Source organism: Streptomyces sp. NBC_00663, from assembly GCF_036226885.1.
Taxonomy (GTDB): domain Bacteria; phylum Actinomycetota; class Actinomycetes; order Streptomycetales; family Streptomycetaceae; genus Streptomyces.
In genome coordinates this window covers 2,456,169-2,469,045 of sequence record NZ_CP109027.1, presented here as the reverse complement: position 1 = coordinate 2,469,045, position 12,877 = coordinate 2,456,169, and the positions used below count along the sequence as shown (strand labels likewise).

The 12,877-nt window shown below is 70.5% G+C and carries 11 protein-coding genes; 9 read left to right on the top strand and 2 right to left on the bottom strand.

Annotation, left to right across the window (positions count from 1 at the left end):
* The first annotated feature begins 1 nt into the window (after position 1).
* The 7 genes from OG866_RS11040 (at position 2) to OG866_RS11010 (ending at position 7,453) form a co-directional block, all read left to right on the top strand.
* A complete protein-coding gene (locus OG866_RS11040; RefSeq protein WP_329333795.1) occupies positions 2–769 on the top strand; it encodes a DUF3710 domain-containing protein in 768 nt (255 codons plus the stop codon).
* Between the two features lie 171 nt (positions 770–940).
* Positions 941–2,113: an alginate lyase family protein gene (locus tag OG866_RS11035; RefSeq protein ID WP_329333793.1), complete on the top strand. Its 1,173-nt coding sequence runs from the start codon at positions 941–943 to the stop codon at positions 2,111–2,113.
* 65 nt (positions 2,114–2,178) lie between these two features.
* Positions 2,179–2,871: an ABC transporter ATP-binding protein gene (locus tag OG866_RS11030; protein WP_329333791.1), complete on the top strand. Its 693-nt coding sequence runs from the start codon at positions 2,179–2,181 to the stop codon at positions 2,869–2,871.
* Between the two features lie 149 nt (positions 2,872–3,020).
* Entirely contained in the window at positions 3,021–5,564 is a 2,544-nt protein-coding gene (locus tag OG866_RS11025) for a sensor histidine kinase KdpD (RefSeq protein WP_329333789.1), read from the top strand.
* Complete coding sequence (locus OG866_RS11020) at positions 5,561–6,247, top strand: response regulator (RefSeq protein WP_329333788.1); 687 nt, start codon at positions 5,561–5,563, stop codon at positions 6,245–6,247. The genes OG866_RS11025 and OG866_RS11020 overlap by 4 nt, the downstream gene beginning before the upstream one ends.
* Positions 6,248–6,292: 45 nt before the next feature.
* Positions 6,293–6,691, top strand: a complete 399-nt coding sequence (locus tag OG866_RS11015) for an OB-fold nucleic acid binding domain-containing protein (protein WP_329333786.1) — start codon at positions 6,293–6,295, stop codon at positions 6,689–6,691.
* Between the two features lie 3 nt (positions 6,692–6,694).
* Positions 6,695–7,453 carry a DUF3159 domain-containing protein gene (locus tag OG866_RS11010; RefSeq protein ID WP_329333784.1) on the top strand — a complete coding sequence of 253 codons (759 nt, stop codon included), beginning with the start codon at positions 6,695–6,697 and terminating at the stop codon, positions 7,451–7,453.
* 63 nt (positions 7,454–7,516) lie between these two features.
* Here OG866_RS11010 and OG866_RS11005 read toward each other — a convergent pair whose 3' ends face one another.
* Both OG866_RS11005 and OG866_RS11000 read right to left on the bottom strand, forming a co-directional pair.
* Positions 7,517–8,191, bottom strand: a complete 675-nt coding sequence (locus OG866_RS11005; RefSeq protein ID WP_329333783.1) for a potassium channel family protein — start codon at positions 8,189–8,191, stop codon at positions 7,517–7,519.
* Entirely contained in the window at positions 8,191–8,862 is a 672-nt protein-coding gene (locus tag OG866_RS11000) for a potassium channel family protein (protein WP_329333781.1), read from the bottom strand. The genes OG866_RS11005 and OG866_RS11000 overlap by 1 nt, the downstream gene beginning before the upstream one ends.
* A 391-nt stretch (positions 8,863–9,253) precedes the next feature.
* Between OG866_RS11000 and OG866_RS10995 the strand changes: the two genes are divergently transcribed.
* Both OG866_RS10995 and OG866_RS10990 read left to right on the top strand, forming a co-directional pair.
* On the top strand, positions 9,254–11,299 hold the full coding sequence (locus tag OG866_RS10995) for an APC family permease (RefSeq protein WP_329333780.1): 2,046 nt from the start codon (positions 9,254–9,256) through the stop codon (positions 11,297–11,299).
* An 82-nt stretch (positions 11,300–11,381) separates the two neighbouring features.
* Positions 11,382–12,710: a class I SAM-dependent RNA methyltransferase gene (locus OG866_RS10990; protein WP_329333778.1), complete on the top strand. Its 1,329-nt coding sequence runs from the start codon at positions 11,382–11,384 to the stop codon at positions 12,708–12,710.
* Positions 12,711–12,877 lie beyond the last annotated feature (167 nt).

The following is a 12,877-nucleotide window of genomic DNA, read 5'->3' as shown; positions in this document are numbered from 1 at the left end:
CGTGTTCGGACGTCGCAAGAAGAAGGATGCCGCCGAGGGCGCGGCCGGCGAGGCCGAGCAGGTCGTCGACAGTGTCGACACTGAGGCGGACGACGAAGACGGCGAGCGCGAGCGGGTGAGGCTCGAGCCCGAGCCGCGGCCCGACGGGCCCTGGGACGACTCCGAGGTGAGCGAACCGGGCGAGGGCCGGGTGGACCTGGGCGGCATCTTCGTGCCCGGCGTCGACGGCATGGAGCTGCGGGTCGAGGTCGCGGGTGACGCGATCGTCGCGGCGACCGTGGTGCTGCGCGACAGCGCCGTCCAGTTGCAGGCCTTCGCCGCTCCCAAGCGTGAGGGCATCTGGGGCGAGGTGCGCGAGGAGATCGCGACCGGCATCACCCAGCAGGGCGGCATCGTCGACGAGGTCGAGGGCCCGCTGGGCTGGGAGCTGCGGGCCCAGGTGCCGGTGCAGCTGCCGGACGGCACGGGCGGTTTCCAGGTCGTGCGGTTCGTCGGGGTGGACGGTCCGCGCTGGTTCCTGCGCGGTGTGATCTCGGGGCAGGGCGCGGTGCAGCCGCAGGCGGCCGGTCTGCTGGAGCAGATCTTCCGGGACACGGTCGTGGTCCGCGGCGAGGGCCCCATGGCGCCCCGCGACCCGATCGTCCTCAAGCTGCCGAACGACGCGCAGATGGTCCCCGAGGGCGTTCAGCAGCAGGACCAGGAGGGCTCCCGCTTCTCCGGCGGCATGGGCCAGCTCCAGCGCGGCCCGGAGATCACCGAGGTCCGGTAGGCAGAAGGCATCAAGGGCCGTACCCCGTCGCGGGGTGCGGCCCTTTGTCATGCACGGAGGTCCTGCGCGGACCCTTGACGGCGCATTGGTCTGTACCTACCGTCTCGGCCCAACGCGTCTGTTCACAAAGGCGCTTCACGTTCATATACGAGAACGGAAGGCCCCCCACCTATGCGCAGAACCGCTCTCCTCACGGCCGTGGCCGCCCTCGTCGCCGGCGCCCTGGCCTGGCCCACCGCCGCCCCGGCCGCCCCCACCGCCTTCGCCCACCCCGGAGTCACCGTCTCCCAAAGCCAGTTGGACTTCGCCCGCACCAAGGTCAACGCCGGCGCCCAGCCCTGGAAGGGCGCCTTCGACCAGCTGCTGGCGAGCAAGTACGCCGATCTGAACCGCACGCCCAAGCCCCGCGCGGTCGTCGAATGCGGCTCCTACTCCAACCCCAACTACGGCTGCACCGACGAGCGCGAGGACGCGATCGCCGCGTACACCGACGCCCTCGCCTGGTACCTCACCCGCGACGACCGGTACGCCAAGAAGGCCATCCAGCTCATGGACGCCTGGTCCGCGACCCTCACGGACCACACCAACAGCAACGCGCCCCTGCAGACCGGCTGGGCCGGCTCCTCCTGGCCCAAGGCCGCCGAGATCATCAAGTACACGTACACCGGCGGCTGGGCGGGCTCCGGGCGCTTCGCGACCATGCTCCGCACCGTCTACCTCCCCGAGATCATCAACGGCTCCAACTCCAACGGCAATTGGGAACTGTCGATGATGGAGGCCGCCGTCGGCATCTCCGTCTTCCTGGAGGACAAGACGTCGTACGACAAGGCCATGGCGAAGTTCCGCACGCGCACGGCCGCCTACGTGTACCTCGCCACCGACGGCTCCGTGCCGAAGACCGTGCCGAGCCAGAACCTCGACACCACGGCGAAGATCGTCGCGTACTGGCAGGGGCAGTCCACCTTCGTCACCGGCCTCACCCAGGAGACCTGCCGCGACCTCACACACACCGGCTACGGCGTCTCGGCCATCTCCCACATCGCCGAGACCAGCCGCATCCAGGGGCAGGACCTGTACGGCACCGACGTCGGCGAGAGGCTGCGGCAGGCGCTCGGGTTCCAGGCGAAGTACGAGCTGGGGACCGCCGTGCCCAGCTGGCTGTGCGGCGGATCGCTGAAGCTCGGGCTCGGACCGGTCACCGAGGTGGGCTACAACGCCCTGCACAACCGCCTGGGCATCGCCATGACCAACACCCAGACCCTGACCGAGCGGAACCGCCCGGCCGGTTCCAACAACCTCTTCGTGGCCTGGGAGACCCTCACCCACGGGGACAATCCGAGCTGACCGACCGTTGAACAGCCGGGCGCCCGGTGGGGATACTGGCGCCCGGTCTTCACGGGGGAGGGCACATGAGCCAGGTGGTCACCGAGACCATGGTCCGGGTCGAGAACGTCCACAAGTCCTACGGCCGTGGCGCCGGCGTCGTCCACGCCCTTCGCGGGGTCTCGCTGGCGGTGCCGCGCGGGGAACTCGTCGCCCTCAAGGGGCGGTCGGGGTCCGGGAAGACCACCCTCCTCAACATCGTCGGCGGGCTCGACGCACCGGACGAGGGGCGGGTCGAGGTCGGCGGGCGCGACCTCGCCGAACTGGACGAGGACGGGCTGCTCGCCCTGCGCCGCGATCACGTCGGGTTCGTCTTCCAGTCCTTCGGGCTCATCCCGATCCTCACCGCCGCCGAGAACGTCGGCGTCCCCCTGCGGCTGCGCCGGGCCGACGCACGCGCGCGTGAGGAGCGCGTCGAGCTGCTGCTGTCCCTGGTCGGCCTCGCCGACCACGCCGCCCAGCGGCCGACCGAACTCTCCGGCGGCCAGCAGCAGCGCGTCGCCATCGCCCGCGCCCTCGCCAACAGCCCCTCACTGCTCATCGCCGACGAGCCCACGGGCCAGCTCGACGCGGAGACCGGGCACGCCGTGATGGAGCTGCTGCGCGCCGTCGTACGCAGCGAGAACGTCACCGCCCTCGTCGCCACGCACGACGCGACCCTGCTGGATCTGGCCGACCGGGTCCTGGAGCTGGGAGACGGGGAGATCGTCGAGGCCTGAGCCGGCGCATGCGTGCCGTGTGTGCCGTGTGTGCCGTCAGGGTTGCGTCAAAGACGGGCCTCCGAGGGGCCCTCGACCCCTTTTGCCGCAATTGCTGGCCGTAAGGTCGACGCTGCGTAGGCAGCAGTGACCGGAAGACAATGGGACCCATGGGACGCGGCAGGCTTCGGATCTACCTCGGTGCGGCACCGGGCGTCGGCAAGACGTACGCGATGCTCTCCGAGGCGCACCGGCGCGTCGAGCGCGGTACCGACTGCGCCGTGGCCCACGTCGAGCACCACGGCCGGCCGCGTACCGAGGTGATGCTCCACGGCCTGGAGCGGATCGCCCCCCGGGAACTGGAGTACCGCGGGACCGTCTTCCAGGAGATGGACGTCGACGCGGTGCTGCGGCGCGCCCCCGCCGTCGCCCTGGTGGACGAACTCGCCCACACCAACATCCCGGGCTCCCGCAACGCCAAACGCTGGCAGGACGTGGAGGAGCTGCTCACGGCCGGGATCGACGTCGTGTCGACGGTCAACATCCAGCACCTGGAGTCCCTGGGCGACGTCGTGGAGTCCATCACCGGCGTACGACAGCGGGAGACCGTGCCCGACGAGGTGGTGCGGCGGGCCGACCAGATCGAGCTGGTCGACATGTCGCCGCAGGCGCTGCGCCGCCGGATGGCGCACGGCAACATCTACCGGCCGGACAAGGTCGACGCGGCCCTGTCGAACTACTTCCGGCCCGGCAACCTCACGGCCCTGCGGGAACTCGCGCTGCTGTGGGTGGCGGACCGGGTCGACGAGTACCTCAAGCAGTACCGCAGCGACCACCGGGTCTCGAAGATCTGGGGCTCGCGCGAGCGGATCGTCGTCGGGCTGACCGGCGGACCCGAGGGACGGACCCTGATCCGCCGGGCCGCGCGGCTCGCCGAGAAGGGCGCGGGCGGCGAGGTGCTCGCCCTCTACATAGCCCGCAGTGACGGCCTGACCTCGGCCTCGCCCAAGGAACTCGCGGTGCAGCGGACCCTCGTCGAGGACCTCGGCGGCACCTTCCACCATGTGATCGGCGACGACATACCCGCGGCGCTGCTCGACTTCGCCCGGGGCGTCAACGCCACCCAGATCGTGCTCGGGTCCTCGCGCCGCAAGACCTGGCAGTACGTCTTCGGACCCGGCGTCGGCGCGACGGTCGCCCGGGAGTCAGGGCCCGACCTCGACGTCCACATCGTCACCCACGACGAGGTCGCCAAGGGCCGGGGACTGCCGGTCGCCCGTGGCGCACGGCTCGGCAGGGCGCGGATCATCTGGGGCTGGGCGGTCGGCGTGGCCGGCCCCGCCGTCCTGGCCGTGCTGCTCAACACCGTCCACCTCGGCCTCGCCAACGACATGCTGCTGTTCCTGACGCTGACGGTGGCCGCCGCGCTGCTCGGCGGACTGCTGCCCGCGCTGGCCTCGGCCGCGGTCGGCTCCCTGCTGCTGAACTACTTCTACACACCGCCCCTGCACCACTGGACCATCGCCGACCCGAAGAACATCGTCGCCATCGTGATCTTCGTCGGGGTCGGTGTCTCGGTGGCCTCGGTCGTCGACCTGGCCGCCCGGCGCACCCATCAGGCGGCCCGGCTGCGGGCCGAGTCGGAGATCCTCTCCTTCCTCGCCGGGAACGTGCTGCGCGGCGAGACCAGCCTGGAGGAGCTCCTGGAGCGGGTCCGGGAGACCTTCGGGATGGAGTCGGCGGCCCTGCTGGAACGGGCGAGCGACGTCGAGCCATGGACCTGCGCGGGCCGTGCCGGACTCGGCCGCCCCGTGGCGCGTCCGGAGGAAGCCGACGTCGACATGCCCGTCGGGGACCACATGGCCCTCGCGCTGACCGGCCGGGTGCTGCCCGCCGAGGACCGCCGGGTGCTCGCCGCGTTCGCCGCGCAGGCCGCGGTCGCGCTGGACCGGCGGCGCTTGCGGGAGGAGGCCGACCAGGCCCGCACGCTGGCCGAGGGAAACCGGATCCGCACCGCCCTGCTGGCCGCCGTGAGCCACGATCTGCGCACCCCGCTGGCCGGGATCAAGGCCGCGGTGTCGTCCCTGCGCTCCGACGACGTGGCGTGGTCCGAGGAGGACCGGGCCGAGCTGCTGGAGGGCATCGAGGAGGGCGCCGACCGGCTCGATCACCTGGTGGGCAACCTGCTGGACATGTCCAGGCTCCAGACCGGCACGGTCACGCCGCTGATCCGGGAGATCGACCTCGACGAGGTGGTGCCGATGGCGCTCGGCGGGGTGCCCGAGGACAGCGTGGAGCTGGACATCCCGGAGACGCTGCCCATGGTCGCCGTGGACGCCGGGCTGCTGGAGCGGTCGGTGGCCAACCTGGTGGAGAACGCCGTCAAGTACAGCCGTCAGGACGAGCCGGTGCTGGTGTCCGCCAGCGCCATCGCCGACCGCGTCGAGGTCCGGGTGGTCGACCGGGGCCCCGGCGTCCCCGACGAGGCCAAGGAGCGCATCTTCGCGCCCTTCCAGCGCTACGGCGACGCCCCGCGCGGGGCCGGTGTCGGACTCGGCCTCGCCGTCGCCCGCGGCTTCGCCGAGGCCATGGGCGGCACCCTCGACGCCGAGGACACGCCGGGCGGCGGCCTCACCATGGTGCTGACGCTCAGGGCGGCGGAAGCGGGCCGTGAATCCCTCATGGTCGTACAACCCGAAAGGCAGATCACATGACCCGGGTGCTCGTGATCGAGGACGAGCCGCAGATCGTGCGTGCCCTCGTGATCAACCTCAGGGCGCGCAAGTACGAGGTCGACGCGGCCCACGACGGCGCCACCGCCCTCCGGCTCGCCGCCGCCCGCCACCCCGACGTGGTCGTCCTCGACCTGGGCCTGCCCGACATGGACGGCGTCGAGGTGATCCGCGGACTGCGCGGCTGGACCCGGGTGCCGATCCTGGTGCTGTCCGCCCGGCACTCCTCCGACGAGAAGGTCGAGGCCCTGGACGCGGGCGCCGACGACTACGTCACCAAGCCCTTCGGCATGGACGAGCTGCTGGCCCGGCTGCGGGCCGCCGTGCGCCGGGCGGAGCCGGTCGGCCCGGGGGAGGGCGACGTGACCACCGTGGAGACCGCGGAGTTCACCGTCGACCTCGCCGCGAAGAAGGTCAACCGGGGTGGCAAGGACGTACGCCTGACCCCCACAGAGTGGCATCTGCTGGAGGTGCTGGTGCGCAACACCGGCCGTCTGGTCAGCCAGAAGCAGCTGCTCCAGGAGGTGTGGGGGCCGTCGTACGGGACGGAGACCAACTATCTGCGTGTCTACATGGCGCAACTGCGGCGGAAGCTGGAGGCGGACCCCTCGCACCCCAAGCACTTCGTCACCGAGCCCGGTATGGGCTACCGGTTCGAGGGCTAGCACCGCGGGTACGAAGGTGTCAGCGCACCCCGGTACGCTTCACATATGAGTGCTGTTCCGCGTTCCGAGAAGCCGGTGGGCCGGTTCCGGCGCATGCTCGACCGGCTTTCCTCGTCCCAGGAGGACCTGGAGTCGGAGGAGCTGCGGGAGGATACCGAGACCGCCGGCTGTGTCCGCATCGGTGACTGCCACGACCGACAGATCGTGACGGTTACTGGTACCTTGCGCACGGTCACGCTGCGTCCCAGAGCCGGTGTCCCGGCGCTGGAGGCCGAGCTGTTCGACGGTTCCGCCGCGCTGGACGTGGTGTGGCTCGGCCGGCGCTCCATCGTGGGGATCGAGCCGGGGCGCAAGCTGATCGCATCGGGCCGGATCTCGATGAGCCGGGGCCGCCGGGTGCTGTTCAACCCGAAGTACGAACTGAGACCCCTGGGTAGGGAGTAGCCGGTGACGTCGCTCGACAAGCCGACCGAAGAGACCGATCAGCACGACGCCCGGGCGGTGACCGAGGCCGCGCTGTTCGAGGCCTTCGGAGGCCTGCGGGGCATGGTCGAGACGGTGCTGCCCGGCCTGCTCTTCGTCACGATCTACACGATCAACAAGGACCTGCACATGTCCGCGATCGCCGCGCTCGCGGTGTCGCTGGTCCTGGTCGTGGTCCGGCTGGTGATGCGGGACACCGTCAAGCACGCCTTCAGTGGCGTCTTCGGCGTGGCCTTCGGTGTGGTCTTCGCGATGATGACCGGCAACGCCAAGGACTTCTATCTGCCGGGCATGCTGTACACACTCGGGCTGGGGCTCGCGTACATCATCACGACGCTGTGCGGCGTCCCGCTGATCGGCCTCATCCTCGGGCCGGTGTTCAAGGAGAACCTCTCCTGGCGCACCCGCAACCCCGGCCGCAAGAAGGCGTACGCCAAGGCGAGTTACGCCTGGGGCGCGATCCTGCTGGCCAAGTGCGCGATCCTCTTCCCGCTGTACTGGTGGGCCAACACGGCTCAGCTGGGCTGGGTGCTGGTCGCGCTGAAGATCCCGCCGTTCCTGCTCGCCGTATGGCTGACGTGGGTCTTCCTGGCGAAGGCACCGGCGCCGATCGACGTCTTCGCGGAGATGGAAGCCGCCGAGAAGGCGGAGGAGGAGCGCAAGGCCGCCCCGGCCGCCGAGCACGGCGAGTCGACCGGGGCGCGGCACCGGCGCGAGGCGTAGTTCTCGGTACGACGACGAAGGGGCGCCCTGAGAGTTCAGGGCGCCCCTTCGTCGTCGTACCGCCTAGGAGGCGTCCTCGCGACGCACCGACAGCAGGTCCTCCAGCTGTTCCTCGCGGGCCTGGGCGGCCACGAACAGGAGTTCGTCGCCCGCCTCCAGGGAGTCCTCGCGGGTCGGCGTCAGGACGCGGGTGCCGCGGATGATCGTGACCAGGGACGTGTCCTCCGGCCATTCCACGTCGCCCACCTGCGTGCCGGCCAGGGCCGACTCCTCCGGCAGGGTCAGCTCGACCAGGTTCGCGTCGCCGTGGCTGAAGCGGAGGAGGCGGACCAGGTCACCGACCGAGACCGCCTCCTCGACCAGGGCCGACATCAGGCGGGGCGTCGAGACGGCGACGTCGACGCCCCAGGACTCGTTGAAGATCCACTCGTTCTTCGGGTTGTTCACCCGGGCGACGACACGCGGGACGCCGTACTCCGTCTTGGCCAGGAGCGAGACGACCAGGTTCACCTTGTCGTCGCCCGTCGCGGCGATCACGACGTTGCAGCGCTGGAGCGCGGCCTCGTCCAGGGAGGTGATCTCGCAGGCGTCGGCCAGCAGCCACTCCGCCTGGGGCACGCGCTCGACCGAGATGGCGGTCGGCGCCTTGTCGATGAGAAGGACCTCGTGGCCGTTCTCCAGCAGCTCGCCCGCGATCGAGCGGCCGACCGCGCCGGCACCGGCAATGGCGACCCTCATCAGTGACCGCCCTCCTCTTCGGGACCCTTGGCGAAGGACGCCTCGACCTTGTCGACCTCGTCGGTGCGCATCATCACGTGCACCAGGTCGCCCTCTTGCAGCACCGTCTGCGAGCTGGGCAGGATCGCCTCGCCGAGGCGGGTCAGGAACGCCACGCGGACGCCCGTCTCCTCCTGAAGCCTGCTGATCTTGTGGCCGACCCAGGCGGCGGAGGCGTGCACCTCGGCGAGCTGGACGCCGCCGGTGGGGTCGCGCCACAGCGGCTCGGCGCCCGAGGGGAGCAGCCGGCGGAGCATCTGGTCGGCGGTCCAGCGGACCGTGGCGACCGTCGGGATGCCCAGGCGCTGGTAGACCTCGGCGCGGCGCGGGTCGTAGATACGGGCCGCGACGTTCTCGATGCCGAACATCTCGCGGGCCACCCGGGCCGCGATGATGTTCGAGTTGTCACCGCTGGAGACGGCGGCGAACGCGCCCGCCTCCTCGATGCCGGCCTCGCGCAGGGTGTCCTGGTCGAAGCCGACGCCGGTGACCCGGCGGCCGCCGAATCCCGAGCCCAGTCGACGGAAGGCGGTGGGGTCCTGGTCGATCACGGCGACCGTGTGCCCCTGTTGCTCCAGGGTCTGGGCGAGAGCGGAACCCACTCGCCCGCAGCCCATGATGACGATGTGCACGACCGTCCTTCCGAATGACAAGTGTCAAGAGTCGTTGACTTGGCCTTAACAGGGTCTCAGACCGGCCACCAAGCTACACACGCGCGGTCCGTGCGGGGCACCCCTGTGCAGAGCCCGGGGCGATCAGCGGCGGCTGATGCTGCGCAGGCTCACAAGAGTCAGGATTCCGAGGCCGAGGAGAGCGGCGGCGGCGCCGATCAGCTCTGCGCTGGCGTGCATGGGACCTCCGGGGGCGGTGCGGGCGGGGGGTCTTGTCATATAGGCATGAGGACGCGAACGCGTGCGGAATCCGTTGCCGGGCGATTGGCCGATTTCACTCGGAGGGCAGATCGGGGCCGATGTGGGGTGGCGGGTGGTTGCGCACCCGTTCGAACGCTTAGGCTTCTCTGTTGTGTCCAAACTGACCGACGTGCCCAAACGGATCCTGATCGGGCGCGCACTGCGCAGTGACCGGCTCGGGGAAACGCTCCTGCCGAAGCGCATCGCCCTCCCCGTCTTCGCCTCCGACCCCCTCTCCTCCGTGGCGTACGCGCCCGGCGAGGTGCTGCTGGTCCTGTCCATCGCGGGCGTGTCGGCGTACCACTTCAGCCCCTGGATCGCCGTAGCGGTCGTCGTGCTGATGTTCACGGTGGTCGCCTCCTACCGCCAGAACGTGCACGCGTATCCGAGCGGCGGTGGCGACTACGAGGTGGCCAACACCAACCTCGGCCCGCGGGCCGGGCTCACCGTCGCCAGCGCCCTGCTCGTCGACTACGTCCTCACCGTCGCCGTGTCCATCGCCTCCGGCATCGAGAACCTCGGCTCCGCCGTCCCGTTCGTCGTCGAGCACAAGGTGCTCTGCGCGATCGCGGTGATCGTGCTGCTCACGCTGATGAACCTGCGGGGCGTGAGGGAGTCCGGCTCGCTGTTCGCGATCCCGACGTACGTCTTCGTCGCGGGCGTCTTCATCATGATCGCGTGGGGCGCGTTCCGCGGGCTGGTCCTCGACGAGACCATGCGGGCGCCGACGGCCGGCTACGAGATCAAGGCCGAGCACCAGGGCCTGGCCGGTTTCGCCCTCGTCTTCCTCCTCCTGCGGGCCTTCTCCTCCGGCTGTGCCGCGCTGACCGGTGTCGAGGCCATCTCCAACGGTGTTCCGGCGTTCCGCAAGCCGAAGTCCAAGAACGCGGCGACCACGCTGGCGGCGATGGGCCTGCTGGCCGTGACGATGTTCTGCGGCATCATCGCGCTGGCCATGACGACCAAGGTCCGCATGGCCGAGAACCCGGCCGAGGACCTGCTGAAGGACGGCGTCGCGATCGGCTCCGACTACGTCCAGAACCCGGTGATCTCGCAGGTCGCGGAGGCCGTCTTCGGCAAGGGCAGCTTCCTGTTCATCGTGCTGGCCGCCGCCACCGCGCTGGTGCTGTTCCTGGCCGCCAACACGGCCTACAACGGCTTCCCGCTGCTCGGCTCGATCCTCGCCCAGGACCGCTACCTCCCGCGCCAGCTGCACACGCGCGGCGACCGCCTCGCCTTCTCCAACGGCATCGTGCTCCTGGCGGGCGCGGCCGGCCTGCTGGTCTGGATCTACGGCGCCGACTCCACCCGGCTGATCCAGCTGTACATCGTCGGTGTGTTCGTCTCCTTCACACTCAGCCAGACCGGCATGGTCCGGCACTGGAACCGCCATCTGGCCGCCGAGAAGGACGCCGCGAAGCGCAGCCACATGGTCCGCTCGCGGGCGATCAACGCCTTCGGCGCCTTCTTCACCGGCCTGGTGCTGGTGGTCGTCCTCGTCACCAAGTTCACGCACGGCGCCTGGGTCGCGCTGCTCGGCATGGTGATCTTCTACGCGACGATGTCGGCCATCCGTAAGCACTACGACCGCGTCGCCGACGAGATCGCGGCCCCCGAGGGGCCGAGCGACGACAGCGTCCGCCCGTCCCGGGTGCATTCCGTGGTGCTGATCTCCAAGATCCACCGGCCGACGCTCAGGGCCCTGGCGTACGCCAAGCTGCTGCGCTCGGACACCCTGGAGGCGCTCAGCGTCAACGTCGACCCGGCCGAGACCAAGGCGCTGCGCGAGGAGTGGGAGCGGCGCGGGATCGACGTACCGCTGAAGGTCCTCGACTCTCCGTACCGCGAGATCACCCGGCCGGTCATCGAGTACGTGAAGAGCCTGCGCAAGGAGTCGCCGCGCGACGCGGTGTCCGTGATCATCCCCGAGTACGTGGTCGGCCACTGGTACGAGCACCTGCTGCACAACCAGAGCGCGCTGCGGCTGAAGGGCCGGCTGCTGTTCACGCCGGGCGTCATGGTCACCTCGGTGCCCTACCAGTTGCAGTCCTCCGAGGCCGCGAAGAACCGGGCCCGCAAGCGGCAGGAGTGGAACGCGCCGGGTGCGGTGCGGCGTGGTCCGCACGAGCGGGCGAAGGAGACGTCCTCGCAGACGTAGACTGGTGGGCTGTTGTCCGGGAGGCGTTTGCCCCCGGACGATGCCCGGCCCCTTTCCCTTGACGTTGTGGAGTCACCCCGCCATGCAGGCAGAACCGAAGAAATCGCTGGTAGGGGTGGACTTCGAGGTCGAGGTCGGCCCGGTGGCCCATGGCGGGCACTGCATCGCCCGGACCGCCGACGGCCAGGTCCTCTTCGTCCGGCACACGCTGCCCGGCGAGCGGGTCGTGGCGCGGGTGACCGAGGGCGAGGAGGGGGCGCGGTTCCTGCGGGCGGACGCCGTGGAGATCCTGGACGCGTCCAAGGACCGTATCGAGGCGCCCTGTCCCTTCGCCGGTCCCGGCCGCTGCGGCGGCTGCGACTGGCAGCACGCCAAGCCGGGTGCGCAGCGGCGGCTCAAGGGCGAGGTCGTCGCCGAGCAGTTGCAGCGCCTCGCCGGGCTCACGCCGGAGGAGGTCGGCTGGGACGGCACGGTGATGCCGGCCGAGGGGGACAAGCTGCCGGCCGGTGAGGTGCCCGCGTGGCGGACGCGCGTGCAGTACGCGGTGGACGCGGACGGCAATGCCGGTCTGCGCCGGCACCGCTCGCACGAGGTCGAGCCGATCGACCACTGCATGATCGCGGCGCCGGGCGTCAGCGAGCTGGGCATCGAGGCGCGGGACTGGTCCGGGATGGCGTCGGTGGACGCGATCGCGGCGACGGGTTCGCAGGACCGCATGGTCATCCTGGAGCCCCGGCCGGGCGCCCGCCTCCCCCTTGTGGAACTCGACAAGCCCGTCTCCGTCATGCGCGTCGACGAGAAGGACGGCGGCATCCACCGCGTCCACGGCCGCGCGTTCGTGCGCGAGCGGGCCGACGGGCGTACTCACCGCGTGGGCAGCGGCGGCTTCTGGCAGGTCCACCCGATGGCGGCCGACACGCTGGTGAAGGCGGTCATGCAGGGGCTGCTGCCGCGCAAGGGCGACATGGCGCTCGACCTGTACTGCGGGGTCGGCCTCTTCGCGGGCGCGCTCGCCGACCGCCTCGGCGACAAGGGCGCGGTCCTCGGCATCGAGTCCGGCAAGCGGGCCGTCGAGGACGCCCGGCACAACCTCGCCGACTTCGACCGCGTCCGCATCGAACAGGGCAAGGTGGAGTCGGTCCTGCCGCGCACCGGGATCACAGAGGTCGACCTGATCGTCCTGGATCCGCCGCGGGCGGGGGCCGGGCGGAAGACGGTGGAGCATCTGGCGGGGCTGGGGGCGCGGCGGATCGCGTATGTGGCGTGCGATCCGGCGGCGTTGGCTCGGGATCTCGGGTACTTCCGGGACGGGGGGTATCGGGTGCGGATGCTGCGGGTGTTCGACCTGTTTCCGATGACTCATCATGTGGAGTGCGTGGCGATTCTGGAGCCTGCCGAAAAGAGCCGTTGACCTGCCATTCTTCGATTTGGTTGGTCGGCTCGACCTGCTTCGTGGTGTGGGAACAGATGAAACCGCCCGACGTCCCGTGAGCTGTGCGCCCTGGCAGCGCTGTCGGACGTCTGCGGCACGAACCACGGGCGCCGATGTCCGCCAGCACGTTGCCGTCGGCCGAGATG

Bases quoted from the DNA above. Each gene is read 5' to 3' on its own strand.
- OG866_RS11005 (WP_329333783.1), bottom strand. From the start codon at position 8,191: ATGAGGGTCGCCATTGCCGGTGCCGGCGCGGTCGGCCGCTCGATCGCG.
- OG866_RS11020 (WP_329333788.1), top strand. From the start codon at position 5,561: ATGACCCGGGTGCTCGTGATCGAGGACGAGCCGCAGATCGTGCGTGCC.
- OG866_RS11025 (WP_329333789.1), top strand. From the start codon at position 3,021: ATGGGACGCGGCAGGCTTCGGATCTACCTCGGTGCGGCACCGGGCGTC.
- OG866_RS11030 (WP_329333791.1), top strand. From the start codon at position 2,179: ATGAGCCAGGTGGTCACCGAGACCATGGTCCGGGTCGAGAACGTCCAC.
- OG866_RS10990 (WP_329333778.1), top strand. From the start codon at position 11,382: ATGCAGGCAGAACCGAAGAAATCGCTGGTAGGGGTGGACTTCGAGGTC.
- OG866_RS11035 (WP_329333793.1), top strand. From the start codon at position 941: ATGCGCAGAACCGCTCTCCTCACGGCCGTGGCCGCCCTCGTCGCCGGC.
- OG866_RS11015 (WP_329333786.1), top strand. From the start codon at position 6,293: ATGAGTGCTGTTCCGCGTTCCGAGAAGCCGGTGGGCCGGTTCCGGCGC.